Source organism: Anaeromyxobacter terrae, assembly GCF_022690685.1.
GTDB lineage: Bacteria > Myxococcota > Myxococcia > Myxococcales > Anaeromyxobacteraceae > Anaeromyxobacter > Anaeromyxobacter terrae.
This window is the reverse complement of record NZ_JALCYY010000061.1, coordinates 1-25739: the sequence shown is the minus strand read 5'-3', so window position 1 is coordinate 25739 and position 25739 is coordinate 1. Positions and strand designations below refer to the sequence as shown.

Sequence of the window (25739 nt, the reverse complement as noted above, 5' to 3'; positions counted from 1 at the left end):
GAGGCCGGGTCCGACGCCGCGGGCGCGGCGAGGCGTGCCCGGCGGCCCCGGGCGGCGGGGTCCGTCGCCGCGGCGTCGTGCGCGAGCGCGCTCTTCGCGGCGCCGACCTGCTGGGTGGCAGCGGCGACGCCGGCGTCCACGGCCGCGAGCGCGTTCTCACGCATCGTGCGGGTATGGAGGTGCACCGCCACGCCCGCCGCCGCGACGACGACGAGCGCGAAGAGCCAGAGCTTGAGCCGGTTCATTGCCCCTCGGCTTATAGGCCGGGGGTCGAAGGGGTGTCAAACCTGCGGCGCGTGCGCCGGACGCCCGCTATCGCCCGGAACCACTCGCGAAATCGGCGCGGCCGCAGCGATCGATCACGCGGCGGATCCCCTCCGCGAACACGGGCGGCGGAGGGAGCAGCGACACGACGAGGTGGCCCGGCCGCTCGAAGTCGTAGAAGAACCCGGGATGCACGACGACCCCCTCGTCGAGGAGGTCCAGGCAGAGCGCCTCCTCGTCCCGCGTCTCGCCGATGCGGAGCACCGCGGTCCAGCCGCCGGCGGACGCGAGCACGTCCGCCGCCGCGCCGTGGACACCGGCGAGCGCGGCACGGTTCGCGGCGAGCCGGGCGCGGAGCGGCGCGAGGAAGCCCTCGCGTCGCGCGAGGAGCCCGGGCAGCGCGAGCTGCGCCGGCCCGGACACGGAGAGGTACGCGTCTGCGACCACCTCGAGGCGAGCGAGCGCGGGCCCCACCCGCGCCGCCGGCCCCGCAGCGGCGATCCAGCCCACCTTGAGCTGGGGGAGCCCGCACACCTTGGAGAGCCCCGAGAGGTGGAACGCGAGCGCCTCGCGGTCGCCGGCGGCGACGCTCGGGCAGGGCCGGAGCGCCGTGTCCGCGAACACCTCGTCCCCGAGGAGCGCGAGGTCGTTCGCGGCGCACAGGCGATCCAGGGCGGCGAGCTCGTCCGCGTCGAGCACCGCGCCCGTCGGGTTCGCCGGCGAGACGACCACGACGGCGCGCGTGCGCGGCCCGATGGCCGCCTCGAGCGCGGCGAGGTCGAGGTGCCAGCTCCCGTCGTAGCGCAGCGGGTAGCGGACGAGCCGGACCGCCTCGAGATCGGCGAGGAGGTCGAGCAGCGGGTACGACGGCGCCGGCACGAGCACCTCGTCGCCGGGATCGCAGAGGAGCTTGAAGAGGAGCGCGTAGGCCTCGCTCGTCGAGGCGGTGAGGAGGATCCGCTCCGGGTCGACGACCGCGTCGCGCGAGGCGAGGTAACGCGCGACCGCCTCCCGGGCGGCGGGGAGCCCCTGCGGCGCCGGGTCGTACGACGCGACGCGCGGGTCGGCGAGCGCGGCGGCGAGCTCCTCCGGCGCCCAGGCCAGGCCGGCGTGGGTCGGGTTCGACTCGGCGAGATCCAGGATGGGGCGGCCGCTCGCGCGGAGCGCGTCGGTGCGCGCCGCGAGCGCGTTTGCGGCGAGATCCCAGGCGGTGCGCGAGGAGAGCACGACGGGATCCTACCGCGGCAGCGTCACGTTTCCGGCTTAGTTGACTCACTCCCGGGCCGGTCCTATGACGCCGGCAACCGGGGAAAAGCGCCCCGGCACTCTCCCCGGAGGCAACATGAAGAGACTGGTCGTCGCGCTCGCGCTGCTCGCGCCCCTCGCCGCGGTGGCGGACGAGGGCATGTGGACCTACGACGCGTTCCCCAGCGACAAGGTGGAGAAGAAGTACGGGTTCCGGCCCAGCGACGCCTGGCTCGAGAACGCCCGCCTCTCCTCGGCGCGCCTCGCCGGCGGCTGCTCCGCGAGCTTCGTCTCGGAGGACGGCCTCGTGATGACGAACCACCACTGCGCGCACGAGTGCATCGAGCAGCTCTCGACCGCGCAGAAGGACTTCGTGAAGAGCGGCTTCTACGCGAAGACCCAGGCGGACGAGGTGAAGTGCCCGACGGTGGAGGTGAACCAGCTCGTCCAGATCAGCGACGTCACGCAGCGGGTCCGCGCCGCGACGAAGGGGCTCGAGGGCGAGGCGTACCACAAGGCGCTGCAGGGCGAGATGGCGCGGATCGAGAAGGAGTGCCAGACCTCGGCCGACCTGCGCTGCGACGTCGTGACCCTCTACCAGGGCGGCGTCTACGACCTGTACAAGTACCGCCGGTTCCAGGACGTGCGGCTCGTGTTCGCGCCGGAGTTCGCCATCGCCTTCTTCGGCGGCGATCCCGACAACTTCATGTTCCCGCGCTACGACCTCGACGTGTCGTTCCTGCGCGTCTACCAGGGCGGCAAGCCGGCGAAGATGAAGAACCACTTCCGCTGGTCGCAGAAGGGCGCCGAGGCGGGTGAGCTCACGTTCGTCTCCGGCCACCCGGGCGGCACCGACCGCGCGCTCACCGTGGCCCAGCTCGAGACGCAGCGCGACGTCGTGCTCCCCGACCGGCTCCAGCAGCTCGCCGAGCTGCGCGGCCTGCTCACCGGGTTCCAGCTGCTCGGCCCCGAGCAGAAGCGCATCTCGAACGCCCACCTCTTCTACGTGGAGAACGGCTACAAGGCGCTCCGCGGCCGGCTCCTCTCGCTCCAGGACCGCGCCTTCTTCCGCTCCCTCGCCGCCAACGAGGAGGCGCTGAAGGCGCAGCTCGCGAAGGATCCGCGCGGGAAGGACGCGCTGCCCGCCTTCGACGCGATCGCGAAGGCGCAGGACCGGGTGCTCCAGCTCCGCGACGAGTACAACTCGCTCGAGGGCGGGTTCCGGAACAGCACGCTGTTCGCCATCGCGCGGGACCTCGTCCGCGGCGCGGTGGAGCGCCCGAAGCCGAACCCGGACCGCCTCCGCGAGTTCCGCGACTCGAACCTCCCGGCCCTCACGCAGGAGCTGTTCAGCGAGGCGCCCATCTACCCCGAGTTCGAGACGCTGCTGCTCGGGCACTCGCTCTCCAAGATCCGCGAGCGGCTCGGCCCCGATCACCCCGTGGTGAAGAAGCTGCTCGGCAAGGAGTCGCCGCAGGAGGTCGCGAAGCGGGTGGTCGAGACGACGAAGCTCCGCGACGTGGCGGTCCGCAAGCAGCTGTGGGAGGGCGGCGAGGCGGCGGTGAAGGCCGCGAACGACCCGCTCCTCGCGCTCGCCGCGGCGGTCGACCCCGACGCGCGCGCCGTCCGCAAGGCGTTCGAGGACGAGGTCGAGTCGGTCGTGCAGAAGAACCACGAGCGGATCGCCGAGGCGCGCTTCGCGGTCCAGGGGCGCACCACCTACCCCGACGCGACGTTCACGCTGCGCCTCTCGTACGGCGCGGTCGAGGGCTGGATGGAGAAGGGCAAGAAGGTCGAGCCGTTCACGACGTTCGCCGGAGCGTACGAGCGCAACACCGGGCGCGATCCGTTCGCGCTGCCGGAGAGCTGGCTCGCCACGAAGGACCGGCTGAACCTCCAGACCCGGTTCGACTTCGTCACCTCGAACGACATCATCGGCGGCAACTCGGGCTCGCCGGTCATCAACAAGAACGCGGAGATCGTCGGCCTCGTCTTCGACGGCAACATCCAGTCGCTCGGCGGCGACTACGGCTTCGATCCCGCGGTGAACCGCACCGTGGCCGTCCACTCCGACGCGCTCATCGAGGCGCTGACGAAGATCTACGGCGCCGACCGCGTGGTGCAGGAGCTGCGCCCGCCCGCGAAGGGCGGCAAGGCGTCGAAGCCGGCGCGCGCGGCGAGCAAGTAGTCGAGCCGAGCTGGACCTGGCCCGGGTGCCTCCGTGAGGCGCCCGGGCCATTCCTTTTTGCCCGGTTCCTGTCAGTGCGCCCCCCTGCTATCCTCCGCCGCCTTCCATCGCCCTACCCGCCCACGAGAACGACATGCCCCCGAACACCCAGCCCACCGCCCCCACCGGCGCCCTGGACCGCTTCTTCGGCCTCACGGCGCGCGGCACGACGGTGCGCCGCGAGATCCTCGCCGGCGCCACGACGTTCGTGACGATGGCGTACATCGTCTTCGTGAACCCGGCGATCCTCGGCGGCGTCGCCGACGCGACCGGCGCGAAGCTCTCGCAGCCTGCGCTGCTCACCTCGACCGCGCTCGTCGCTGCGCTCATGACCCTGGCCATGGGCGTGTTCGCGAACCTGCCGCTCGCGCTCGCCGCCGGCATGGGCCTCAACTCGGTGGTCGCGTTCCAGCTCGTGGCGGCCCGGGGTCTCACCTGGCCGCAGGCCATGGGCGTGATCGTCGCCGAGGGCCTCGTCATCACCACGCTCGTGGCGACCGGGCTCCGCCAGGCGGTCGTCCGCGCCGTGCCGTTGAGCATGAAGCGGGCGATCGGCATCGGCATCGGCCTCTTCCTCGCCATCATCGGGTTCGTCGACGCAGGGTTCATCTCGCGCAACGTCGCGGACCCGGTGCCCGTCGCGCTCGGACAGGCCGGGCACCTCCGCGGCTTCCCCATCGTGCTGTTCGCGCTCACCCTCGTCTTCGCGGGCTGGCTCGTCGCGCGGAACGCCCGCGGCGCGCTGCTCATCGCGCTCGGCGCCTCGACCGCCGTCGCCATCGCGGCGAAGGCGATGTTCGGCGCCGCGGCCGGGTTCAAGCCGTGGGAGGTCGTGCTGCCGACGTCGCCCGTGGCGCTGCCGAACTTCGGGCAGCTCGGCCACTTCGACTTCGGGTTCATCCAGGCGCTCGGCGGCGCCTCCGCGGCGCTCGTCGTCTTCTCGCTCATGCTGTCCGACTTCTTCGACACGGTCGGCACCGTGGTCGCGGTCGGGCAGGAGGCGAAGTACCTCGACGAGAAGGGCAACTTCCCGCGCCCGGGCACGGTCCTCCTCATCGACTCCCTCGCGGCCGTCGTCGGCGGTGCTTCCGGCTCGTCGTCGGCGACGACCTACGCCGAGAGCGCGGCCGGCGCGGCGGCCGGCGGACGGACCGGGCTCACCTCCGTCGTCACCGGCGCGCTGTTCGCGCTCTGCCTCTTCATCTCGCCGCTCGCGGGCGTCGTGCCGCCGCAGGCGACCGGCGCGGTGCTCGTGCTCGTCGGCTTCCTCATGATGCGCGACGTCGGGGCGCTGCCCTGGGAAGACCCGACCGAGGCGATCCCGGCGTTCCTCACCTTCACGGTCATGCCGTTCACCTACTCGATCACGAACGGCATCGGCGCGGGGTTCGTGTCGTTCGTGCTCCTGAAGCTGCTCCGCGGCCGAGTCCGCGACATCCACCCGCTGATGGCGGGCGCGGCGGTCGCGTTCCTCGTGTACTTCGCGATCGGCTAGCGCCGCGGCGCACGCCGCGATTCCAGCCCGAGATCTTTGCGGCCCCGTCGGCTTCGCGCCGGCGGGGCCGCGGTGCTCTCGGGGCCCCGAGCGCCGTCGCTACGAGTCGCGCGGGACCGCGATCATCCGCTCCAGCGCCCTCCGCGCGCCCTCGGCGACGTCCAGCGGGACCTCGATCTCGTGCTTCCCGTGCTGGAGCGCGTCGCGGATCATGACGAGGTCGATCATCTTCATGTACGGGCAGTGCATCCGGCACCCGATGCAGCCGTCCGCGATGATGAACTCCTTGTCGGGCCAGCGCTTCTTCATCTGGTAGACGATGCCGTGCTCGGTCGCGACGATGAACGTCCGGGCCTCGCGGTGCTTCTCGACGGCGGTGAGCATCGCGGTCGTGGAGCAAACCTCGTCGGCGATGTCGATGACGTCGGCGCGGCACTCGGGGTGCGCGATGACGACGGCCTCTGGTCGCGCGTCCTTGACCCGGTTCACGTTCGCGGAGCGGAGCACGTCGTGCACGGGGCAGCAGCCGTCGTAGACCACGATCTCCTTCTCCGGCACCTTGCCCTTCACCCAGTTGCCGAGGTTCCGGTCCGGCGTGAACAGGATCTTGCTCTGCGGCAGCGAGCGGACCACCGACGCCGCGTTCGCGCTCGTGCAGCAGATGTCCGAGAGCGACTTCACCTCGGCGGTGGAGTTCACGTAGGTGACGACGGCGTGGTCCGGGTAGCGCTCCTTCCAGTCCTCGAGCGACTCCGGCGTGATCGAGTCCGCGAGCGAGCAGCCTGCCGAGAGGTTCGGCAGGAGCACGCGCTTCTCCGGCGCGAGCACCTTCGCCGACTCCGCCATGAAGTGGACGCCGCAGAACACGATCGTGGACTGCGGGACCTTCTTGCCGGTGATCGCGAGCTGCAGGGAGTCGCCGACGTGGTCGGCGATCTTCTGGATCTCGGGGAGCTGGTAGTTGTGCGCGAGGATGACCGCGTCCTTCTCCCGCGCGAGCGCGCGGATCTCCTCCTCGAGCTCACGCACGTCGTCGGGCGGGAGGTCGCTGCCGGACTCGGGGCTCGCGACGGGGTCGTGGATGGGGAAGGCGGGGAGGGTCATTCTTTCACCCGGGCGCCGCGCGCGGGCTTGATGTCGCCCGTGCCGGCGGGAAAGAGGCGCCAGAACTCGCGGCGGACGAGCCCCACGAGCGTCGCCGACTTGGAGAACCCGTGGTAGCGGGCGACGGCCTCCAGCATGGCCGTGTCCTCGTCCGTCGCCGAGAAGCTGCGGACCTTCGCGGCGCGCCCGTTGGGCTTCCTCGTCATCATTCGGGAACTCTTATATAACTCTTGCGTAGCGACCACAACCGTCCCGGGACCCCTGCGTGAAGCTCGCCGTCACCACCCCGCTCCGTCCCTCCCCGGCCGAGGAGGCCGCCGCCCGCGTCGCCGCGGCGCGGCATCGCCTGCCCTACGCCGCGCGGGGAAGCCGCTCGCTCGACTCGGTGCGGTCGGAGGCGGGCGCGGACGCGCTCCTCGTGCTCTCGAGCCGGCACGCGGCGCTCCGGGTCGAGGGAGAGGAGCACCGCTGGTCCCCCGGCATGGGCGCCCTCCGCGCGAAGCGCGTCTCCGCGGCGCTCCGAGGCGAGGACGCGGGCCCGCCGGACCCGTTCCTCTCTGCCGCCGACGTCCGCCCGGGCGACGCGATCCTCGACTGCACCCTCGGGCTCGGCGCGGACGCCCTCGTCGCCGCGGTGGCGGCGGGCCCGCACGGCCGCGTCGTCGGGCTCGAGGCGTCGCCCGCGCTCGCGGCGTGGGTGGCCGAGGGGCTCGCCCGGCACGCGGACCCCGCCGCGCGCCGGGTCGAGGTGCGCGCGGCGGAGCACGCGGCCGCGCTGGCGGCGCTCCCCCCGCGCAGCTTCGACGTGGTGGTGTTCGACCCGATGTTCCGCCACGCCCGGCCGGAGCCCGGGGGCTTCGACCTCGTCCGCCTGCTCGCCGAGGCGCGGCCGCTCGCGCCCGACGCGATCCTGGCCGCCCGCCGCGTCGCGCGCCGCTGGGTCGTCGTGAAGGACGGCGCGCCGGGCTGGGACCTCGCGCGCCTCGGCCTCGTCCCGCTGCCGAGCGCGCGCGGCGCGCACCGCTACTACGCGCGGCTCGAGCCGGCGTAAGGAGCCTGGAAGCAGGAACGGCCGGACGCCCGCGGGCGCCCGGCCGGTTCTGGTCCCGCGATCGCGAGCCTCGGCGTCTACGCCTGGGCCGCGGTCTCCGCGTGCTCCCGCGGCTCCTCCGGCGCGCGCCGCAGGAACGTCTCCGGGTGCTCGAGCACGAGCGCCTCGCGCAGCACGTCGTCGGCGCTCTCCACCGTGACGATCTGCAGCCGCTCGCGGACCTTCTTCGGGATTTCGCGGACGTCCTTCGCGTTCTCCTTGGGGATGAGGACCTTCTTGATCCCGCCGCGGTGCGCCGCGAGGACCTTCTCCTTGAGCCCGCCGATCGGCAGGACGCGGCCGCGCAACGTGATCTCGCCCGTCATCGCGACGTCCCTGCGGACCGGGAAGCGGCAGAGCGCCGAGACGAGCGTCGTCGCCATGGTGATGCCGGCGGAGGGTCCGTCCTTGGGGATGGCGCCCTCGGGCACGTGCACGTGGATGTCCACGTTCTCGAGGAAGCGCTTGTCGAGGCCGAGGAGATCGGCGCGGGAGCGGACGTAGCTCATCGCGGCCTGGGCGGACTCCTGCATCACCTCGCCCAGCTTGCCGGTGATCATGAGCTTGCCCTTGCCGGGCATGACCTGCGCCTCGACGGTGAGGAGCTCGCCGCCGAGCTCGGTCCAGGCGAGGCCCGTCGTGAGGCCGATCTGATCCTCCTCCTCTGCGGTGCCGTACCGGTACCTCGGCGGCCCCAGGTACCTCTGCACGGCCTTCTCGGTGATGACGTACTGCTTGCCTTCGAGGGAGCCGCTCTTGAGGACGTCCTTCGCGATCTTGCGGAACACCGAGCCGACCTCGCGCTCCAGGGAGCGGACGCCGGACTCCTTCGTGTACTTGTGGATGAGCGCCTTGAGCGCGCGCCGCTTCCACTCCACCGGCACGCTCTCGAGCCCGTTCACCTCGCGCTGCTTCGGGATGAGGTAGCGCTGGGCGATCGAGAGCTTCTCGAGGTCCGTGTACCCCGCGATCCGGATGACCTCCATGCGGTCCTGCAGCGGCCCGGGGATCCCCCCCATCGTGTTCGCCGTGCAGATGAACATGACCTTGGAGAGGTCGTAGTCGAGATCGAGGTAGTGGTCGTTGAAGCTGTGGTTCTGCTCCGGGTCGAGCACCTCGAGCAGCGCGGCGGAGGGATCGCCGCGGAAGTCGGTGGACATCTTGTCCACCTCGTCGAGCAGGAAGACCGGGTTCCCGGAGCCCGCCTTCTTGAGCGACTGGATGATCTTGCCGGGCAGCGCGCCGATGTACGTGCGCCGGTGGCCGCGGACCTCCGCCTCGTCGCGGACGCCGCCGAGGCTGATGCGCACGAACTTGCGGTTCATCGCGCGCGCGATCGAGCGCGCCAGCGAGGTCTTGCCGACGCCGGGGGGCCCGACGAAGCAGAGGATGGGGCCCCGGATCTTGTCGACGAGCTTCTGGACGGCGAGGTACTCGAGGATTCGGTCCTTCGGCTTCCTGAGCCCGTAGTGATCCTCGTCGAGGATCCGCTCGGCCTCGGGGATCTCGAGCTTGTCCTCGGTGTACTCGTACCAGGGGAGCGAGAGGATCCAGTCGATGTAGTTGCGCACCACCGTGGCCTCGGCGCTCATCGGGCTCATCATCTTGAGCTTCTTGAGCTCCTTCTTGGCCTTGAGGGTGGCCTCCTTCGACATCTTCTTGTTCTTGATCTTCTCCTCGAGCTCCTGGATCTCGTTCTTGAACTCGTCGCGCTCTCCGAGCTCCTTCTGGATCGCCTGCATCTGCTCGTTGAGGTAGTACTCCTTCTGCGTCTTCTCCATCTGCTTCTTGACGCGCGTCCGGATCTTCTTCTCGACCTGCAGGATCTCGATCTCACCCTGCATGAGCTCGTAGAGCTTCTCGAGCCGCTTGGTGGGCGACTCGGTCTCGAGGATCGACTGCTTGTCGTTCAGCTTGAGGGAGAGGTGCGCGACGATCGTGTCGGCGAGCCGGGCGGGATCGTCGATCGACGCCACGCTCGTCAGCATCTCCGGCGGGATCCGCTTGTTGAGCTTGACGTAGGCCTCGAACGTCGACTGCACGGAGCGCATCAGCGCCTCGAGCTCGACGGTCCGGTCGCTCGTCTCCTCGATCTCCTCCGCCTCCGCGAGCAGGAACCGCTCGGAGTCGAGGAAGCGCCTCACGCGCGCGCGGAGCTTGCCCTCGACGAGCACCTTCACGGTGCCGTCGGGCAGCCGGAGCAGCTGGATGATCGTGCCGATCGTCCCGACCGCGAAGATGTCGTCGGCGGAGGGCTCGTTCGTCTTCGCCTTCTTCTGGGCGCAGAGGAGGATGGTCTTGTCATGGGCCATCGCCTCCTCGAGGGCGGCGATGGACTTCTGTCGGCCGACGAACAGCGGCACCACCATGTGCGGGAACACGATGATGTCGCGGAGCGGGAGGAGCGGCAGGCTGCGGCTCTTCTTCCCGTCCCTCTTGCCGTCGTCGTTGCGCGAGAAGATGGGCACGTCGTTCTGCTCCTTGAGACCAGGCGGGGGAACCCGCCGGCGGTTCGAGATTTCTACCACCATGTAACAGCGGACCGGCCGGGCTTCTTCGAGCCGAACCGTGGTCACCAGAGAGGGACTTCGCGTGCCCGGCCGGGCACACCGCGAGCGCTCCCGGGAGCGCCGGGCGGGGCAGCGCGCGCGAGCCGGGCGGCGCCCCTCCGTGGCGGCGCGGAGACGACCCGCCCCTGAACGGCGCGCACGCCAGGGCGATTCCCGCGCGGGGCGGCGCCGTCTCCCGGCAGGCGATCCGCCGGCGAGGGTGGCGCGAGATCGCCTGCTTGGCGCGCTGCCGTCCGGGCGGCTACAACCGAGGGCGATGACGTTCTCCGAGGCCACCGCCCTCCTCCGCGCCTCCGAGCTCGGCCGGCGCACCGTCGTCACGACGCCCTTCGGTCCGCGGCTCGTGACCTACGCCGATCTCACCGCCTCCGGACGCGCGCTCTCCTTCGTCGAGGCGCGGATCGCCGCGGCGCGGCCGCTCTACGCGAACACGCACACCGCGCTCTCCATCACCGGCCGGACCATGACGCGCCTGCGCGAGGACTCCCGCCGCGCCATCGCCCGCTGCGTGCACGCCTCCGACGAGGACGTGGTCCTGTTCGTCGGGAGCGGCGCGACCGCCGCCGTGAACAAGCTCGTCGGCCTCCTCGGCCTGCGCGTGTCCGAGCCGCTCGAGCGCCGCTACTCCCTCTCCCGCGCGATCCCGGACGACGAGCGGCCGATCGTGCTCGTCTCGCCGTACGAGCACCACTCGAACGAGCTCCCCTGGCTCGAGTCGATCGCCGACGTCGTGGAGGTCGAGCTCGACGCCGCGGGCCGCCTCGACCTCGACGATCTCGCACGCAAGGCCCGGGCGCACGCCGGCCGACCGCTCCGCGTGGGCGCGTTCTCCGCCGCCTCGAACGTGTCCGGTGCGCTCTCCGACGTGCCGGCGATCGCGCGCGTCCTGCACGCGCACGGCTTCTTCGCCTGCGCCGACTACGCCGCGGCCGGGCCGTACGTTCCGGTCGACATGCACCCGGCGGATCCGGCCGAGCGGCTGGACGCGATCTTCTTCTCCACCCACAAGTTCCTGGGCGGGCCGGAGGGCTCCGGCGTGCTCGTCGCCCATCGCGAGCTGTTCCGCAGCCGCGCGCCCGAGCGGCCGGGCGGGGGCACCGTGGACTACGTCGGGCCCGGCGAGGCGCCCGGGTCGCACGCGCGGCTCTCGGTCGACTACACCCACCACCTCGCCGAGCGCGAGGAGGGCGGGACGCCCGACATCCTGGGGGACGTCCGCGCCGGGCTCGCGTTCCTGGTGAAGGAGCTCGTGGGGCCGGAGCGCATCCTCGCCCACGACGTCGCGCTGGCGGAGACCGCCTGCGCGCGCCTGCGCCGCCACCCGCGCGTCCGGCTCTACGGCCCGGCCGGCGGGCCGCGCCTGCCCATCCTGTCGTTCAACGTGGAGGGGCTCCACCACGGGCTCGTCTCGACCCTCCTCGACGATCTGTTCGGGATCCAGAGCCGCGCCGGCTGCTCCTGCGCCGGGCCGTACGGACACCGGCTCCTCGGCATCGGCCCGGATCGCTCCGCCGAGTTCCGCCGCGCGATCGCCGCGGGCGTGCAGGCGTTGAAGCCGGGCTGGGTCCGGATCTCCCTGCCCTACCACGCGACGGCGGAGGAGGTGGACTTCCTCCTCTCCGCGATCGAGCTCCTCGCCGACGACGGCGAGGCGTTCGTGCCGCTCTACCGGCTCGGCTGGATGGACGGGATCTGGCGGCTCGTCGAGCCCGCGCCCCCGGATCCCCTGCCGATCGACCTCGGGGTCACCGACCTCGCGGACCTCGCGCGCCCCGCCGCGCCCGCCGAGCCGCCCCTCTCGGACGCGGACGCGGCGGCGCTGCGCCGGAGCTACCTCGCGGAGGCGCGCGGGCGCGCGACCGAGCTGCGCGCGCGCTGGGCGGCGGCGCCGCCGCGCTGGAACGCGCCGACGGGCGAGGCGCTCGCCGATCGGCTCGCGTGGTTCCGCTACGTCCACGCTCAGTGACCCGCCGCCCGTGAGCTGCGGACGGCTCGCCCGCCGGAGACGGGGCCTCGCGGGCCCGGTCGGGGACCTGGCGAGCGACCTTCCTGTCCGCCGGGCGAGGCGTCCTCCGGCTCGGCGGCGGGCGGACACGACGCGCAGACGCGGCCGCGTACGGAACTGACGGCGCGGCGTACGACCGCCCGCACGCGCATCGCCGCAGCCGTTGGCGGCTTGTTGCCTGCGTCGCTCTGCGTGAGAGTGGGCTTGCTGGCTCTCGCCACGGAGGCACGAGATGACCTCCTCCCTCCCCGCCGCCGCGTGCGCGATCGTCCTGTCGTTCGCGTTCGCGTGCAACGGCGGCTCGCCAACACCGGTCCCGGAACCCACGCCCGAGCCGACCCCGACCCCGACCCCGGAGCCGACCCCGGCGACCGTGACCTTCGAGCAGCTCGACTCCTCGGACGAGTGCGCCGGACTCGTTCCATCGACGGCGCCCTCGCCCGTGACGGTGACGCTCGATCCGGCGGCGGGGAGCGTCTGTGACCGAGGCATCTCTGACGGGACGGGCCACGTGGCGGTCGCCGCGAGGGACGCCGCCGGACGAGTCACGTGGCACACGTTCGCGGCGGACGGGAGCGTCCGCGGCAGCTTCTCCGCTTGGCCACTCGAGCCCGAGCCGTCCGGCTGGCACGCGCTGGACGTGTCCTCCGAACGGCCGTACGAGGTGGACCACCTGTCGGTCTCGCCCGACGCAAGCAGCGTGAGCCGCACGTGGCTCACCACCGATCCGGGAACGTCCTATTTCCGCGCCGCTCTCTGCGAGGATCCGCTCGGCGGCTCCGTCAGCGACGTCGCCGGCGTCGACCAGTTCCACAACCATTTCCACGCCGTCCCCGTCACGCGCTTCGACGCCGCCGGCGAGGTGCGCTGCCGGACCCACGTCGGCGTGGGCAGCATGGGGAGCGAGCCGCTCGCGATGGCGTGCGGGGTGTCGAACCGGGGCGAGGCGCTGCACGTCTCGTCGCAGGGAACGGGCTCGTTCGAGGTGGCCTGGACGGACATCGCGTGCCGGCTCGTGGCGACGGGCTGGGTCGAATACGGCGACTTCGGCCCGGTCGAGCGGGTGGCGCCCTTGCTGGACGGGAACTGGGCCCTGGAGCCGCTGCTCGACGGGGACATCGCCGTGCGAATCGGCACGACGTGGACCTCGCGCATCGCCCACCTCGGCACGACCCTGCAGCCGGCGCCGTCCTGGCTCGTGGAGCGGGAGGGCTTCACCTACCGGTTCACGCGCGGCAATCGCGGCTACGCCCTCTTCCCGCCGCCGGGGCTCGGCGCGCCTTCCTGCACGCAGGAGATCGAGCTCCTCTCTCCATCCGGGCGGCGCTGCGGGCGGGTCGTGCTGCACGAGGACGCGAGCGGCTGCACGACGCGCGTCGCCGACCAGGGCTGGGACGGCACGGTCGTCCAGCAGTCCGGGAGGGAGGCGTGCACTTACCGCTGGTGGCCCGGGCTCCTCGCGGGCGACTGAACCTCCAGGACGCGGGGCGCACGCCGGCGCCGCGCCATGAGCGAACGGGGCCGCCCGGAGGCGGCCCCGTCGATGGAGCGGGCGCGGCGGCGGGAGCCTACGCGCTCTCCGCCTCCTTCTGCATCACCACGAGCGGCGCCTCCTTCTTGTCGATCACGTCCTCGGAGATCACGATCTCGCGGACGTTCCGGCGGCTCGGCACGTCGTACATGATGTCGAGCATCGCGCTCTCGAGGATGGCGCGCAGGCCGCGAGCGCCGGCCTTGTTCTTCATGGCCGCGCGGGCGATCGACTTCAGCGAGCCGTCCGTGAACTTGAGCGAGACGCCGTCCATCTCGAGCAGCTTCTTGTACTGCTTCACGAGGGCGTTCCGCGGCTTCGTGAGGATCTCGATGAGCGCCGGCTCGTCGAGCTCCTCGAGGCTCGTGATGACTGGGAGCCGCCCCACGAACTCGGGGATCATCCCGAACTTGAGCAGGTCGTCCGGCTCCACCATCGCGAGCAGCTCGCCGATGTTCTTCTCGCTCCTCGAGGTGACGTCGGAGCCGAAGCCGAGGCTGCGCCCGCCGGAGCGGCGCTCGATGATCTGCTCGAGTCCGCAGAAGGCGCCGCCGCAGATGAAGAGGATGTTCGTGGTGTCGACCTGCAGGAACTCCTGCTGCGGATGCTTCCGGCCGCCCTTCGGGGGGACGTTCGCGATGGTCCCCTCGATGATCTTGAGGAGCGCCTGCTGCACGCCCTCGCCCGAGACGTCGCGGGTGATGGAGGGGTTCTCGCTCTTGCGGGCGATCTTGTCGATCTCGTCGATGTAGACGATGCCCTTCTGCGCCCGCTCGATGTCGTGATCCGCGGCCTGCAGCAGGTTCACGATGATGTTCTCGACGTCCTCGCCGACGTAGCCCGCCTCGGTGAGCGTCGTCGCGTCCGCGATCGTGAACGGGACGTTCAGGATCTTGGCGAGCGTCTGCGCGAGCAGCGTCTTGCCCGAGCCCGTCGGGCCGAGGAGGAGGATGTTCGACTTCTGCAGCTCGACGTCGTCGATCGAGACGCGGCTCTCGATGCGCTTGTAGTGGTTGTGGACGGCGACGGCGAGCGTCTTCTTGGCCCGCTCCTGCCCGACCACGTACTCGTCGAGGATGATCTTGATCTCCGACGGGCGCGGCACGCGGAGCTTCTGCTCGCGCTTCTCCTCGCCGGCGATCTCCTCCGCGATGATGTCGTTGCAGAGGCCGATGCACTCATCGCAGATGTAGACCGTCGGTCCGGCGATGAGCTTCTTGACCTCTTTCTGCGACTTTCCGCAGAAGCTGCAGCTCAAGGTCTCGCGCTTCTCCAAAGCCTACCTCCTCGTCACGAGCACGCTCACCCGGCTGCTGCCCCTCGGGGTACCCCGGCGCGACGCCCTCTTCGAATGTTACTGCGACTTCTTCTCCGTCGCCTTCGGCTTGTGCACGATGACGTCGTCGATGAGGCCGTACTCCTTGGCCTCGCCGGCACCCATGAAGTAGTCGCGGTCGGTGTCCTTCTCGATGCGCTCGAGCGGCTGGCGGGTGTGCTTCGCGAGGATGTCGTTCAGCTTCGCCTTGAGCCGCAGGATCTCGCGCGCCTGGATGTCGATGTCGGTCGCCTGGCCCTGGAAGCCGCCCATGGGCTGGTGGATCATGATCCGCGCGTTCGGCACGGCGAAGCGCTTGCCGGCCGCGCCCCCCGCGAGGAGGAACGCGCCCATGCTCGCCGCCTGCCCGAGGCAGATCGTGGACACCTGCGGCTTCACGTACTGCATGGTGTCGTAGATCGCGAGGCCCGAGGTCACCGAGCCGCCCGGGCTGTTGACGTAGAGGCTGATGTCCTTGTCCGGGTCCTCGGACTCGAGGAACAGGAGCTGCGCGATCACGACGTTCGCGACGTCGTCGTCGATCGGCGTACCGAGGAACACGATCCGGTCCTTGAGCAGGCGCGAGTAGATGTCGTAGCTGCGCTCGCCGCGGTGCGTCTGCTCGACGACGTACGGCATCGGGATGTAGGGCATGGCAGGGGACCCCGGTTCTAGGCGGACTGGAAGTTGGCGGACGAGGACAGCAAGGCGAGCGCCTTGTCCTCCCGTACCCTGTTCTTTAGTGCTTCCCGCGCGTCCTTGCCGCGCATCTGCTGCTGGACCTTCGCAAGGGGCGCCCCGAGCTCCTCCGCGATGCGCGCGGCCTCGGCCTGCAAGTCCTCGTCCGTGACCTCGATCTTCTCCGCGTCGGCGATCGCCTCGAGGAGGAGCGCGCCCCGGACCTGGAGCAGCGCCTGCTCGCGCATGTCCGCCCGCATGCGGGCGAAGTCGAGCTCGAGCTGGCGGATGTCGATCCCGGAGCGGGCGAACCGCTCGGCCGCACCCTCCAGCATCGCGTCGATCGCGCGCTCCACGAGCGCGGGCGGGACCTCGAACTCGTTCTTCTGGAGCGCGGCCTTGACGAGGGCGTCCTTCACCTCGGTCTCGGCGCGACGCTTCTCGCGCTTCTCGAGATCCGCGCGGATGCGCGCACGCAGCGCGTCGAGCGTCTCGATCCCCTCGATGCCGACCTCCTTCGCGAGCGCGTCGTCGAGCGCGGGGAGCTGGCGCGTCTTGAGCGCCTTCAGGGTCACCTTCATGTGGGCCACCTTGCCGCGGAGCTCCTCGACCCGGTGATCCGCCGCGAAGGGCTCGTCGAGCTCGACCGTCTCGCCCAGCTTCTTGCCCTTCAGGGCCTCGAGGTTCCCCTCGGAGATCGCGCCCGGCGCGACCTTCACGGTGACGCCCTCGGCCTTCCCGCCCTCGAACGGCTTGCCCTCGATCGTCCCCTCGTGGTCGACGACCGCCCAGTCGCCCTCCTGCGCCTCGAACCGGCCCTCGGCCGGGACGAGCTGTGCCATCGACTCCTGGAGGCGCGTCAGCTCGTCGGACACCATCGGGTCGGTGACCTCCGGCGGCTTCCGGGTGACGTCCAGGCCGCGGTAGTCCTTGGGCTCGATCCTGGGCTTCACCTCGACACGCGCGGTGTAGCGGACCGGCTTGCCGTCCGAGACGCCCTCCGACACCGAGACGTGAGGCGGCGCGACGAGCGGGATCGACTCGACCTTCACGGCCTCGGAGAACGTCTGCTGGACGATCTTCTCGAGGACCTCGCTCTCGACCTCGGCGCGGAACTGGCGCTCGAGCACCTTGCGCGGCGCCTTGCCCGGGCGGAAGCCGCGGAGCTTCACGCGCCGCCCCAGCCCGACGTACGCGCGCTCGAGCTCCTGGGCGACGCGGTCGGGATCGACCTCGATGCTGACCTTCCTCTCGACTGGGGAGACGTTCTCGACCTGGATCTTCATGTCGTTTCGGGCCCTTCTGCGGGATCGGCGGAAAGCCGGTAGTGCTATGTGCGCCGGGCGGGCGCGGTCAAGCGCGAAATGGGCGGGGAGGGACTCGAACCCTCACGCCTCGCGGCGCCAGATCCTAAGTCTGGTGCGTCTGCCAGTTCCGCCACCCGCCCCGGTGGCGACGACGTTTACCACGCCCGCCGCAGACGACGGCCCGGGTTTGTAGTACGAGAGGGCCCGTGACGGTCGTCCATCAGCATCCCCCGGAAGAGAAGTGCCTGCCCGGCTGCCCCGCGTGGGCGGAGGGGGTGCTCGAGCTGTACGCGCTGCAGCGCCGCTACCCCGAGATGCTGGAGGCCTGCCGGGCTGCCCAGGCGATCGAGTGCGTGATCGTCGCGCCGGCGGCGCCGGGCGTGGAGCTCCCCGACTACCTGCACGACGAGGAGCTCGTCCGGCTGAACCTCGTCGCCGGGCGCGACGCCCGCGAGGTGCTGCTCGACGAGTGGGGCGTCCGCGCGGAGCTTACGTTCCGCGGCCGCCGCTTCGACTGCGCCCTGCCCTGGCCGTCGATCATCGGCGGCATCCTGCGCCCGCCCGAGCGCAAGCGCCCCCGCTTCGGCGTGATCGAGGGCGGCAAGAAGGACTAGCCGGCCCGACCGCGCCCCGGCTTCTCCGCGCGAGCGCGACACCAGAAAAGGTCGACGGGGACCCGGCTTTCGCCAGATCCCCGTCGTGTGAGCGCAGAAGGAATCGAACCTTCAACCTATGGATTAAGAGTCCATTGCTCTGCCAGTTGAGCTATGCGCCCGAGTGCTGCTCGGGATGGCCGAGGGGCCGCGTATCTAGCAGCGTCCTCGCAGTATGTCAACGGCGGCTTTGCACCCCCGCCACGCTCCGGCGCAGCCTCATCCGGCTGCGCCTTCGCGCCGAACGCGATTGGCGCGCCCGGAGGGAGTCGAACCCCCGGGCTTCTTACCGGGGGGCTTCGCGCGACCGTCGCCGTGGCTGCGGCGTCGCCGCGTCGCTTCGCCCCCGGACCCCCGTCGCGCTCCGGCGCAGCCTCATCCGGCTGCGCCTCCGCGCCGAACGCGAATGGCGCGCCCGGAGGGAGTCGAACCCCCGGGCTTCTTACCGGGGGCTTCGCGCGACCGTCGCCGTGGCTGCGGCGTCGCTGCGTCGCTTCGCCCCCGGACCCCCGTCGCGCTCCGGCGCAGCCTCATCCGGCTGCGCCTCCGCGCCGAACGCGAATGGCGCGCCCGGAGGGAGTCGAACCCCCGACCCGCGGCTTAGAAGGCCGCTGCTCTATCCAGCTGAGCTACGGGCGCGTGAAGAGTTCGTGCTGAAAACAAATGGGGTGAGTAAAGGGGCTCGAACCCTTAACCCCCGGATCCACAGTCCAGTGCTCTACCGATTGAGCTATACTCACCGTAATACGATCTGGCGCGCCCGGAGGGAATCGAACCCCCGACCTGCGGCTTCGAAGGCCGACGCTCTATCCATCTGAGCTACGGGCGCATACTGCTGGGGACGCCGCGCGAGCTGCCCGGCCGTCCCGGCCATCCCATGCTGTCAAAGATCGGGGCGGCGGGATTCGGACCCGCGACCTCCTGCGCCCAAGGCAGGCGCGCTACCAGGCTGCGCTACGCCCCGGACGCTGGAGGAGGCCCGAGGCCACCCCGTTTCCGAGAACGCCCGTCTGTAGCCTCTCGCCGTGCTGGCGTCAAGCGCCCTCGCGCGCGATCCGCTCGAGCACCGGACGGAGCTTCCGGAAGGCGTCGCCCCTGTGCGAGAGCGCGTCCTTCTCCTCGGGCGAGAGCTCCGCCATCGTCCGCCCGTCCTGCGCCGCAGGCACGAAGAGCGGGTCGTAGCCGAACCCGCCCGTCCCGCGCCGCGCGTGCCCGATGCGTCCGCGGCAGACCCCGGTCACGCTCGCGACGATCGTCCCGTCTGCGCGCGCCACGGAGAGGACCGCCTCGTACTCCGCGCCGCGCCGCTCGTCCGGCAGGCCGCCGAGGGAGCGGAGCAGCTTGTCGTTGTTCCGCTCGTCGCGCGCGGCGCGCCCCGCGACCGGGCCGAGCTCGGCGGCGGCCGCCTCGGCGAGCTCGCACACGGGGCTCGCCGGCGCGGGCCCGGGATCCTCGTCGGACCAGCGCGCGGAGCGGACGCCGGGGGCGCCGCCGAGCGCGTCCACCGACAGCCCCGAGTCGTCGGCCAGCGCGTGCATGCCGGCGAACCGCGCATACGCGGCCGCCTTCTTCTCCGCGTTCGCCTGGAACGTCGCGCCGTCCTCCTCCACCTCGCAGAGCTCGCGCCCGAGATCCTCCGGCGAGACGACGCGGATCGAGAGGCCGGAGACCAGCCGGCGCAGCTCGCGCAGCTTGCCCGGGTTCGTGGTCGCGAAGAAGAGGTCCACCGTGGACTACCTCCGCAGCGCCTGCTCCTGGTGCTCCTTGAGGCGACCGATCCCCTCGAGCGCAGCGTCGACCATCCGGTCGAGGTCGGCGCGGGGGAACGGCTTTCCCTCCGCGGTCCCCTGCACCTCGACGAGCGCGCCGTCGCCGGTGGCGACGACGTTCATGTCCACCTCCGCCGTCGAGTCCTCGCCGTAGTCGAGGTCGACGCAGACCTCGCCCTCGACGATCCCGACCGACACCGCCGCGACGCTCCGCGCGACCGGGTTCCGGGCGACGGTCTTCTTCTGCTGCAGCGCGCGGACGGCGAGGACGAGCGCCACGTAGCCGCCGGTGATGGCGGCCGTGCGCGTGCCGCCGTCCGCCTGGATGACGTCGCAGTCGAGCGTGATCGTCCGCGGGCCGAGCGCGCGCAGGTCGATCGCGGCGCGCAACGCGCGGCCGATGAGCCGCTGGATCTCGAGCGTCCGGCCGCCCTGCTTGCCCCGCGCGGCCTCGCGGGCCATCCGCTCGTGGGTCGAGCGCGGCAGCATCCCGTACTCCGCGGTCACCCAGCCGGCGCCCGTGCCGTAGACGTGCGGCGGGACCTTCTCGTCGATGGTCGCGGTGCAGAGCACGTGCGTGTCGCCGAAGCGCGCGAGGCAGGAGCCCTCCGCGTGCTTCGACACGCCGGGCTCGAGGAGGACGTTCCGGAGATCTCGCAGGCCGCGGCCGTTCGTGCGCATGGGGCGGCGAGATAGCACGCGGCGCCCGGCGGCGCCACGGACTCGACCGTACCCCGGCCGCGTGCTTTGCTGTCCCGCGAAGGCCCCGCATGCGCCCCCTCGTCGTCGCGATCGCCGCCGCCCTCGCCGCGGGATGCCTCACCGCGAACCGCTCCGGGCTCTGCCCCGGGCAGGAGCGGCGCCGGTGCATCGGCGAGCCGGAGTGCGCGACCGACCGGACCCGGGGTTGCGTCGTGTGCGCCTGCCGAGGCTGGGACGACACCTCGCCCGTCGCGCCCGCCGGAGCCTACCCGGAGGGCGAGCGGTCCGGCCCGCCGCTCCCGCCGGCTCGCTGACCGCGGCCGGCCTACCTGCTCGCCCGGCGGGTCGCGTTCCGCCAGGCGGCGACGCCCTCCGCGACCGCGGCGGCGATCCGCTCCTGGTACGCGGGCGTGCGCAGCCGCGCCGCCTCGCCGTCGTGCGAGATGAAGCCGACCTCGAGGAGCACCGCAGGCATGCGCGCCCCGGCGAGCACGTAGAACGGCGCCTGCTTCACGCCGCGATCCTCGGCGCCGAGCGCTCCCACGAGCTTCTCGTGCACCGCGTACGCGAGGCGCGACGAGCCCGCGAGCGCGTCCTGGTCCTCGAGGTCCTGGAGGATGGCCGCGACCGGATCGGCCGGATCGAGCACGGGCTCTCCCGCGAGCCGATCCGCGTTCTCGCGCGCGGCCACCGCCGTCGCCGAGGCGTCGGTCGCGTCGGCGGAGAGGAAGTAGGTCTCGACGCCCGCGAGGTGCCTGCGCGCCTCGGCCGACGGCATGGAGTTGAGGTGCACCGAGACGAACAGATCCGCGCGGAGCGCGTTCGCGATCGCGGCGCGGTTCGCGAGCGGCACGGCGATGTCGCCGGTGCGGGTGAGCACCACCTTGCCGCCGATCGCCCGGAGCCGCGCGGCCACGCGGCGCGCGATCTCGAGCGCGACGTCCTTCTCCTTGTCGCCGAGCGGCGAGAGCGCCCCCTCCTGATCGCCGCCGTGGCCCGGATCCACCACGGCGACGAACCCGGGCGCGCGCGGCGCGGCGGCGAGGAGGAGCGCGGCGGCGAGCGGGGCGAGCATCGGCCCGGATTCTAGCAGAGGATCTCACGGGGGCTGCGCCCCGGCCCCGGCTCGCCGGCTACAGGACCTCGATCCTCGGCGGCTCGCCGGCGACCACGTCGCCGATCTCGACCGCTTCCACGCCGGCCGCGCGGAGGGCCTCGAGCAGCGCGGCGGCGCGGCTCGGATCGACCGCGGCGAGGAGCCCGCCGTTCGTCTGCGCGTCGGCGAGGATGATGGGCGTCGTCGGGTGGAGGCCCTCGGCGAAGTGCACGTTCGGCCGGACCCAGGCGAGGTTCGCGCGCGAGCCGCCGGGCACGACCTCCTTCGCGGCCAGCTCCCGGACGCCGGGGAGCACCGGGATCGCCTCGGCCCGGAGCCGCAGCGTCACCCCGGAGCCCTCGGCCATCTCCCAGCCGTGGCCGAGCAGCCCGAACCCGGTGACGTCCGTGAGCGCGTGCACGGCGCCGCTCGCCGCGAGGAGCTCGCCCGCCGTCCGGTTGAGCGCGCTCATCACCTCGATCACGCGATCCACGAGCGCGGCGCCGGCCTCCTCCCGCTTGATGGCGGTCGTCACGATGCCGGTCCCGAGCGGCTTCGTGAGGAGGACGACGTCGCCCGCGCGCGCGCCGACGTTCCTGAGGACGCGATCGGGGTGGACGATCCCGGTGACCGCCATGCCGTACTTGGGCTCGGGATCATCGATGGAGTGGCCGCCGAGGATGGGCGCGCCCGCGAGCCGCGCGGACTCGGCCCCGCCCCGCAGCACCTCGCCGAGCAGCTCCATCGGCAGCTTCCCGACCGGCCAGCTGACGAGGTTGAGCGCGAAGAGCGGCCGCGCGCCCATCGCCCACACGTCCGAGAGCGCGTTCGCGGCGGCGATCCGGCCGAACCAGTAGGGGTCGTCCACCACCGGCGTGAAGAAGTCGACGGTCTCGACGATCGCCTCCGTGTCCGAGAGCCGGTACACGGCGGCGTCGTCGCGCGTCTCGGTCCCCACCAGCGCGCGCGGGTCTTCCATCCTGGGCACGTGGCGCAGCACCTGCGCCAGATCCGCCGGGCGGATCTTGCAGGCTCAACCCGCGCCGTGGCTGAAGCTCGTCAGCCGGATCTTCTTCTCGGGCTCCATGCGTTCCCCATACCGGCGGGCCCGCGGGCAGGCAACGGAGCCTGCTCGGCTACGCCCCAGCGACCTGCAAGTAGAGCTCCGCGTTCCGGTTGCCGGGCGAGACCTCGAGCACGGCGCGCCACTGCGCGACCGCATCGTCCCTGCGCCCGCCGCCGTACAGCGCGAGCCCGAGGTTCAGCCGGGCGAGGACGTAGGAGGGGTTCTGCCGCACGACCTCCTCGTACTCGCGGATCGCCGACTCCCGATCGCCGGCGTCGCGGAGCGCGCCCGCGAGCTTCGCGCGGACGTCGCAGAACGAGGGCCCGAGCGCGAGCGCGCGCCGGTACTCGGCGATCGCCTCGTCGTGGAGCCCGGCGGACAGGTACACGTCGCCGATGTCGGCGTACATGTTCGCGAGCTTGCCCTGGACGAAGCGGTCGAGCTTCCCGTGGGCCGCGCCCGAGCGCGAGAGCGCGTGGCGGTAGGTCTCCTGCGCCTCGCGGTACTTGCCCGTGTCGTTGTACGTGACGGCGAGGTTGAGCGCGGCGTCCGTGTACCCGGGGTTGATCCGGAGCGCCGCCTCGAAGGCGCGCAGCGCTTTCTGGTACTGCCCCTGGTCGTGGTAGACGACCCCGAGCATGTTGTAGACGTCGGCGAAGGACGGGTTCGACTCGACGACCTGCGTCAGGTACGTCTCCGCGAGGCCGTAGTCCTTCTTGAGGTAGTAGGCGCGCCCGAGCGCGAGCGCCTGCTTCAGGGTGTCGTCCACGGGGAACCCTCCCGGCCGCGCAGCGTAGCACGCGCGGCGCTACAAGCCCGACACGATCGCCCAGCGCTCCCCCTCGCGCAGGAGCTCGTAGCGCGCGCGCAGCGTGCGCGGCGGCCCGTCGCCGATCGTGAGCTCCTGGTCCTCGCCCACGATGGCGCGATCCCGCTCCACGCGGATCTGCCACGCGTGGATGCGCACGCGCGCCGGCGGGTCCGCCCGCAGGTCCTCGCCGAGGCGCGCGAGCAACGCGTCCCGCCCGCCGTTCCCGGCGTAGCGCTCCGAGACGAGCCGCGCGTAGGCCTCCGGGTCGCGCCGGTTGAACGCGTCCTCGCGGCGGAACAGCGCCGCGAGCACGCCCTTCAGCTCCGCGAACTGACGCCCGTCGGCGCACCAGCCCGCGGCGCTGCAGCGGGTCATCTCGAACGCCTCGCGCCCGACGTAGGAGATGCGCGCGCCCTCGTCCTGCCACGCGACGTCTCCCTCCGCCTCGACGACGGCGAGGACCCGCGCCTTGCCCCCGTCCATCGCGACCACCACGTCCGCGAAGCGCACGGAGCGGAGCGACGCGACGCCGCCGGCGCGGAAGCCGTACACGTCCGGCACCCGCGCACGATCCTGCTTCGCGAGCGCGGCCTTCACCTGCGTCTCGGGGCTACCCAGCGCGACCCGGGGGTCGCCGCAGGAGACCTTGCCCCACAGCGCCCAGACCGCGAGGGCGGCGGCGATGGCGACGAGCGACGGGACGAGGTGGGGGGCGCCCACCCGCGCGGCGCGCTCGCGTCGGCCGCGCGCGCGCTCGCCGAGCTCCGGCGGCGGCGCGGCCGGCGGCTCACCGGATCGACGCAAGGAGCTTCTCCGCCTCCGGGCGCCGCGGGTCCTGCGGGTGCTTCACGATGAGCTTCTGCAGGGCGGTGCGGGCCCGGTGCTTCTCGTCGATCTCGAGGTAGGAGCGCGCGAGCTTCATGAGCGCCTCCACCTCGTGGCGCGAGCCGGGGTACTTCGAGACGAGCGCCTCGTAGCGCCCCGCCGCGCCGGCCCAGTGCCCGCGCTTGAAGTAGTACTCGCCCACGTACCACTCGTGGCTCGCGAGCCGCCCCTCCGCCTCCGCGAGGAGCTTCTTCCCCTCGGCCGCGTGCTTGGACTCGGGCTTCGCCTGCACGAAGTCGCGCAGCGCGCGGGCGGCCTTCTCCACCTGGCGTTGATCCTTCTCGTACGCCGGCGGGAACAGCACGAAGTTCCCCGGCGCGTCGCGCAGGTACGAGACGCCGACCCGGAACTCCGCGTAGTCGACCTCCTCGTGCGTCGGGTGCATCGTGACGAACTGCTGGTACGCGTCGGCCGCCTCGGTGTAGCGCTCCTGGTCGAACTTGAGATCGGCGAGCCTGAGCTCCGAGAGCGGCGCGTACTTCGAGAACGGGTACTTGGTGCGGACGTACTCGAAGAACTTCACCGCCTCGGCGAAGTTGTCGTGCTTCAGCTCGTCGACGCCGGCTTCGTAGTTGGCCTCGGCCGTGGCTCCGTACTTGAGCTGGCCGCTGAAGCTGACGCGCTTCGAGCCACACGCGGCGAGGAGGACGCAGAGCGCGAGGGCGGCGGGGAGGCGCATGAGGCCGGGGAGGATAACAGAGGCCCGGCCGGCGCGCAGCCGCCAGGCGACGGCGGTCAGCCGTCCTCCCAGATCCCGAGGACCCTCGCCACGACCGGGCCCGCGAACCCGCGCCCGAGGAGAAAGCGCGCGAGCCGCTGGCGCGCCCGGTCGTCGAGCGCCGAGAGCGCGGCTCCGCGCGCCCGGCGCTCCGCGAGCGCCCGGCACAGCGCGACCTCTCCGCCCTCCCCCTCCGCCGAGGCGTCGCCGATCGCGCCCGCGATCGCCGCGCGGGCGGCGGCGTCGGGGATGCCTGCCGCGCGGAGCCTCCGCTCCGCGAGCCGGGGGCCGAGCCGGCCGGGCGCGACGAGCGCGCGGGCTCGGGCCCGGGCATACGCGGCGTCGTCGAGGTAGCCGAGGCCCCGGAGCCAGCCCACCACCGCGTCCGCCTCGGCGGAGAGCTCCGCCTTGGCGAGCCGGGCGCGGACCTGCGCCTCGGTGCGGGCGCGGCTCGCGAGGAAGCGGAGCGCGAGCGCCTTGGCGCGCGCGAGCGGAGGGGCGTCGTCGGGCATCGGCCGCGGCGAGGGTAGCACGCTGCCCCGGGCCGGTCGTACGGCCGGGGGCCCAGCACCTAACCGGCGATGGTGAGCGACAGCTCCGCGCCGTTGCAGACGATCCGGGCGATCTGCCCCTCGCGCCGCGCGGTGATCGCGCCGAGCTGCGTCTCGCCCACGTTCCACGCGGGCCCGAGCGCCTTCACGAGCTCGTCGCGGATGTGATCGCAGCCGCTCGACGGCGGCCGCGTCGCGAGCGAGACCGCGCGGACCCGGGGCAGATCCGCCTTGCCCGTGATCCTCACCTCGTCGAAGCGGACGCCCCCGATGACGAGCTCCGCCTTCGCCGTGGTCGCGCGGCCACCGGCGACGGTCGCGTCATGGGCGTTCGGATCGAGCCGGGAGAGCGCGGCGTGCGCGCCGTCCCAGGCCTCGCCGGGGAGGACCGGCAAGGTCTTCTCGATGGCCGCCCCGGAGCGGCTGCAGCCCGAGGCGACGACGGCGAGGAGGGCCGCGGCGGCGCCGCGGAGGAGCGAGGTGCGGGACACGGATGACCTCCGGGTGGAGCGAACCGCCGCGGGTATAACGCCACTCGCCCCGCGGAGGAAGCCCCGACGCGGGGTCCGTGTGGGCACCAACGTGTTCGGCTCGCCTTGCACGTGGGAATACGTCGCGAACCGCAGGGAGGGGCCCCGTCGCGGAGCGACGGGGAGG

The 25739-nt window shown here is 72.2% G+C and carries 23 protein-coding genes, 6 tRNA genes and 1 pseudogene; 7 read left to right on the top strand and 23 right to left on the bottom strand.

Annotated elements, in window-relative coordinates; all coding sequences use genetic code 11:
• Positions 1-245, bottom strand: a pseudogene (locus tag MNY62_RS20900) (MXAN_5187 family protein); the annotation flags it as partial.
• A gap of 67 nt (positions 246-312) precedes the next feature.
• Positions 313-1491, bottom strand: coding sequence for a pyridoxal phosphate-dependent aminotransferase (locus MNY62_RS20895; protein WP_242346287.1), 1179 nt, complete (start codon positions 1489-1491; stop codon positions 313-315).
• A 115-nt stretch (positions 1492-1606) separates the two neighbouring features.
• Here MNY62_RS20895 and MNY62_RS20890 point away from each other — a divergent pair, with 115 nt between their 5' ends.
• Together MNY62_RS20890 and MNY62_RS20885 are read left to right on the top strand one after the other, a co-directional pair.
• Positions 1607-3697 carry a S46 family peptidase gene (locus MNY62_RS20890; protein WP_242346286.1) on the top strand — a complete coding sequence of 697 codons (2091 nt, stop codon included), beginning with the start codon at positions 1607-1609 and terminating at the stop codon, positions 3695-3697.
• 133 nt (positions 3698-3830) lie between these two features.
• On the top strand, positions 3831-5231 hold the full coding sequence (locus MNY62_RS20885; RefSeq protein ID WP_242346285.1) for an NCS2 family permease: 1401 nt from the start codon (positions 3831-3833) through the stop codon (positions 5229-5231).
• Between the two features lie 99 nt (positions 5232-5330).
• Here the strand turns inward: MNY62_RS20885 and nadA are convergent, their stop codons facing one another.
• Together nadA and MNY62_RS20875 are read right to left on the bottom strand one after the other, a co-directional pair.
• Positions 5331-6335 carry a quinolinate synthase NadA gene (nadA, locus tag MNY62_RS20880; RefSeq protein WP_242346284.1) on the bottom strand — a complete coding sequence of 335 codons (1005 nt, stop codon included), beginning with the start codon at positions 6333-6335 and terminating at the stop codon, positions 5331-5333.
• Positions 6332-6544, bottom strand: a complete 213-nt coding sequence (locus MNY62_RS20875; protein ID WP_242346283.1) for a hypothetical protein — start codon at positions 6542-6544, stop codon at positions 6332-6334. The genes nadA and MNY62_RS20875 overlap by 4 nt, the downstream gene beginning before the upstream one ends.
• 56 nt (positions 6545-6600) lie before the next feature.
• On the opposite strand from MNY62_RS20875, the gene MNY62_RS20870 reads away from it, so the two are divergent.
• Positions 6601-7386: a class I SAM-dependent methyltransferase gene (locus MNY62_RS20870; protein WP_242346282.1), complete on the top strand. Its 786-nt coding sequence runs from the start codon at positions 6601-6603 to the stop codon at positions 7384-7386.
• 77 nt (positions 7387-7463) lie between these two features.
• Here MNY62_RS20870 and lon read toward each other — a convergent pair whose 3' ends face one another.
• On the bottom strand, positions 7464-9887 hold the full coding sequence (gene lon / locus MNY62_RS20865) for an endopeptidase La (RefSeq protein WP_408629100.1): 2424 nt from the start codon (positions 9885-9887) through the stop codon (positions 7464-7466).
• Between the two features lie 364 nt (positions 9888-10251).
• On the opposite strand from lon, the gene MNY62_RS20860 reads away from it, so the two are divergent.
• Both MNY62_RS20860 and MNY62_RS20855 read left to right on the top strand, forming a co-directional pair.
• A complete protein-coding gene (locus MNY62_RS20860) occupies positions 10252-11961 on the top strand; it encodes an aminotransferase class V-fold PLP-dependent enzyme (protein WP_242346280.1) in 1710 nt (569 codons plus the stop codon).
• Positions 11962-12232: 271 nt separating this feature from the next.
• A complete protein-coding gene (locus MNY62_RS20855; protein WP_242346279.1) occupies positions 12233-13471 on the top strand; it encodes a hypothetical protein in 1239 nt (412 codons plus the stop codon).
• Positions 13472-13568: 97 nt separating this feature from the next.
• Here the strand turns inward: MNY62_RS20855 and clpX are convergent, their stop codons facing one another.
• The 4 genes from clpX to MNY62_RS20835 all read right to left on the bottom strand — a co-directional run bounded on the left by clpX (position 13569) and on the right by MNY62_RS20835 (position 16971).
• On the bottom strand, positions 13569-14807 hold the full coding sequence (gene clpX / locus MNY62_RS20850) for an ATP-dependent Clp protease ATP-binding subunit ClpX (RefSeq protein ID WP_242346278.1): 1239 nt from the start codon (positions 14805-14807) through the stop codon (positions 13569-13571).
• Positions 14808-14885: 78 nt separating this feature from the next.
• Positions 14886-15500 (bottom strand): ATP-dependent Clp endopeptidase proteolytic subunit ClpP, encoded by a 615-nt coding sequence (clpP, locus tag MNY62_RS20845; RefSeq protein WP_242346277.1) that lies wholly within the window; start codon positions 15498-15500, stop codon positions 14886-14888.
• 17 nt (positions 15501-15517) lie between these two features.
• Complete coding sequence (gene tig / locus MNY62_RS20840; protein ID WP_242346276.1) at positions 15518-16810, bottom strand: trigger factor; 1293 nt, start codon at positions 16808-16810, stop codon at positions 15518-15520.
• 79 nt (positions 16811-16889) lie between these two features.
• Positions 16890-16971 (bottom strand) — tRNA-Leu (locus MNY62_RS20835).
• A gap of 66 nt (positions 16972-17037) precedes the next feature.
• Here MNY62_RS20835 and MNY62_RS20830 point away from each other — a divergent pair.
• A complete protein-coding gene (locus tag MNY62_RS20830; RefSeq protein ID WP_242346275.1) occupies positions 17038-17445 on the top strand; it encodes a hypothetical protein in 408 nt (135 codons plus the stop codon).
• A gap of 88 nt (positions 17446-17533) precedes the next feature.
• Here MNY62_RS20830 and MNY62_RS20825 read toward each other — a convergent pair.
• The 7 genes from MNY62_RS20825 to rph all read right to left on the bottom strand — a co-directional run bounded on the left by MNY62_RS20825 (position 17534) and on the right by rph (position 19934).
• A tRNA-Lys gene (locus MNY62_RS20825) sits at positions 17534-17606 on the bottom strand.
• 440 nt (positions 17607-18046) lie between these two features.
• Positions 18047-18123 (bottom strand) — tRNA-Arg (locus tag MNY62_RS20820).
• A 25-nt stretch (positions 18124-18148) separates the two neighbouring features.
• A tRNA-His gene (locus tag MNY62_RS20815) sits at positions 18149-18224 on the bottom strand.
• Between the two features lie 12 nt (positions 18225-18236).
• A tRNA-Arg gene (locus MNY62_RS20810) sits at positions 18237-18313 on the bottom strand.
• Between the two features lie 61 nt (positions 18314-18374).
• Positions 18375-18448, bottom strand: a tRNA-Pro gene (locus tag MNY62_RS20805).
• A gap of 70 nt (positions 18449-18518) precedes the next feature.
• A complete protein-coding gene (rdgB, locus tag MNY62_RS20800) occupies positions 18519-19211 on the bottom strand; it encodes an RdgB/HAM1 family non-canonical purine NTP pyrophosphatase (protein WP_242346274.1) in 693 nt (230 codons plus the stop codon).
• 6 nt (positions 19212-19217) lie between these two features.
• Positions 19218-19934 (bottom strand): ribonuclease PH, encoded by a 717-nt coding sequence (rph, locus tag MNY62_RS20795; RefSeq protein WP_242346273.1) that lies wholly within the window; start codon positions 19932-19934, stop codon positions 19218-19220.
• Positions 19935-20023: 89 nt separating this feature from the next.
• On the opposite strand from rph, the gene MNY62_RS20790 reads away from it, so the two are divergent.
• Positions 20024-20269, top strand: a complete 246-nt coding sequence (locus MNY62_RS20790) for a hypothetical protein (RefSeq protein WP_242346272.1) — start codon at positions 20024-20026, stop codon at positions 20267-20269.
• 11 nt (positions 20270-20280) lie between these two features.
• On the opposite strand, the gene MNY62_RS20785 is transcribed toward MNY62_RS20790, so the two are convergent.
• Genes MNY62_RS20785 through MNY62_RS20755 form a run of 7 tightly spaced genes read right to left on the bottom strand, consistent with a single transcriptional unit; the run spans position 20281 to position 25573 of the window.
• Positions 20281-21030 (bottom strand): N-acetylmuramoyl-L-alanine amidase family protein, encoded by a 750-nt coding sequence (locus MNY62_RS20785; RefSeq protein ID WP_242346271.1) that lies wholly within the window; start codon positions 21028-21030, stop codon positions 20281-20283.
• 58 nt (positions 21031-21088) lie between these two features.
• Positions 21089-22138: a selenide, water dikinase SelD gene (selD, locus tag MNY62_RS20780; protein WP_242346270.1), complete on the bottom strand. Its 1050-nt coding sequence runs from the start codon at positions 22136-22138 to the stop codon at positions 21089-21091.
• A 49-nt stretch (positions 22139-22187) separates the two neighbouring features.
• The gene (locus MNY62_RS20775; protein ID WP_242346269.1) at positions 22188-22886 is read right to left on the bottom strand and encodes a tetratricopeptide repeat protein; all 699 of its coding nucleotides are present in this window, start codon (positions 22884-22886) and stop codon (positions 22188-22190) included.
• A gap of 39 nt (positions 22887-22925) precedes the next feature.
• Positions 22926-23732: a nuclear transport factor 2 family protein gene (locus MNY62_RS20770; protein WP_242346268.1), complete on the bottom strand. Its 807-nt coding sequence runs from the start codon at positions 23730-23732 to the stop codon at positions 22926-22928.
• The gene (locus MNY62_RS20765; protein ID WP_242346267.1) at positions 23716-24492 is read right to left on the bottom strand and encodes an outer membrane protein assembly factor BamD; all 777 of its coding nucleotides are present in this window, start codon (positions 24490-24492) and stop codon (positions 23716-23718) included. Before MNY62_RS20765 ends, MNY62_RS20770 begins: the two co-directional genes overlap by 17 nt.
• 56 nt (positions 24493-24548) lie before the next feature.
• Positions 24549-25043 (bottom strand): regulatory protein RecX, encoded by a 495-nt coding sequence (locus MNY62_RS20760; RefSeq protein WP_242346266.1) that lies wholly within the window; start codon positions 25041-25043, stop codon positions 24549-24551.
• A 59-nt stretch (positions 25044-25102) separates the two neighbouring features.
• On the bottom strand, positions 25103-25573 hold the full coding sequence (locus MNY62_RS20755; protein ID WP_242346265.1) for a hypothetical protein: 471 nt from the start codon (positions 25571-25573) through the stop codon (positions 25103-25105).
• Positions 25574-25739: the final 166 nt, after the last annotated feature.

Bases quoted from the DNA above. Each gene is read 5' to 3' on its own strand.
- MNY62_RS20890 (WP_242346286.1), top strand. From the start codon at position 1,607: ATGAAGAGACTGGTCGTCGCGCTCGCGCTGCTCGCGCCCCTCGCCGCG.
- MNY62_RS20885 (WP_242346285.1), top strand. From the start codon at position 3,831: ATGCCCCCGAACACCCAGCCCACCGCCCCCACCGGCGCCCTGGACCGC.
- nadA (WP_242346284.1), bottom strand. From the start codon at position 6,335: ATGACCCTCCCCGCCTTCCCCATCCACGACCCCGTCGCGAGCCCCGAG.
- MNY62_RS20875 (WP_242346283.1), bottom strand. From the start codon at position 6,544: ATGATGACGAGGAAGCCCAACGGGCGCGCCGCGAAGGTCCGCAGCTTC.
- MNY62_RS20860 (WP_242346280.1), top strand. From the start codon at position 10,252: ATGACGTTCTCCGAGGCCACCGCCCTCCTCCGCGCCTCCGAGCTCGGC.
- MNY62_RS20855 (WP_242346279.1), top strand. From the start codon at position 12,233: ATGACCTCCTCCCTCCCCGCCGCCGCGTGCGCGATCGTCCTGTCGTTC.
- clpP (WP_242346277.1), bottom strand. From the start codon at position 15,500: ATGCCCTACATCCCGATGCCGTACGTCGTCGAGCAGACGCACCGCGGC.
- tig (WP_242346276.1), bottom strand. From the start codon at position 16,810: ATGAAGATCCAGGTCGAGAACGTCTCCCCAGTCGAGAGGAAGGTCAGC.
- rph (WP_242346273.1), bottom strand. From the start codon at position 19,934: ATGCGCACGAACGGCCGCGGCCTGCGAGATCTCCGGAACGTCCTCCTC.
- MNY62_RS20790 (WP_242346272.1), top strand. From the start codon at position 20,024: ATGCGCCCCCTCGTCGTCGCGATCGCCGCCGCCCTCGCCGCGGGATGC.
- MNY62_RS20785 (WP_242346271.1), bottom strand. From the start codon at position 21,030: ATGCTCGCCCCGCTCGCCGCCGCGCTCCTCCTCGCCGCCGCGCCGCGC.
- MNY62_RS20765 (WP_242346267.1), bottom strand. From the start codon at position 24,492: ATGCGCCTCCCCGCCGCCCTCGCGCTCTGCGTCCTCCTCGCCGCGTGT.
- MNY62_RS20760 (WP_242346266.1), bottom strand. From the start codon at position 25,043: ATGCCCGACGACGCCCCTCCGCTCGCGCGCGCCAAGGCGCTCGCGCTC.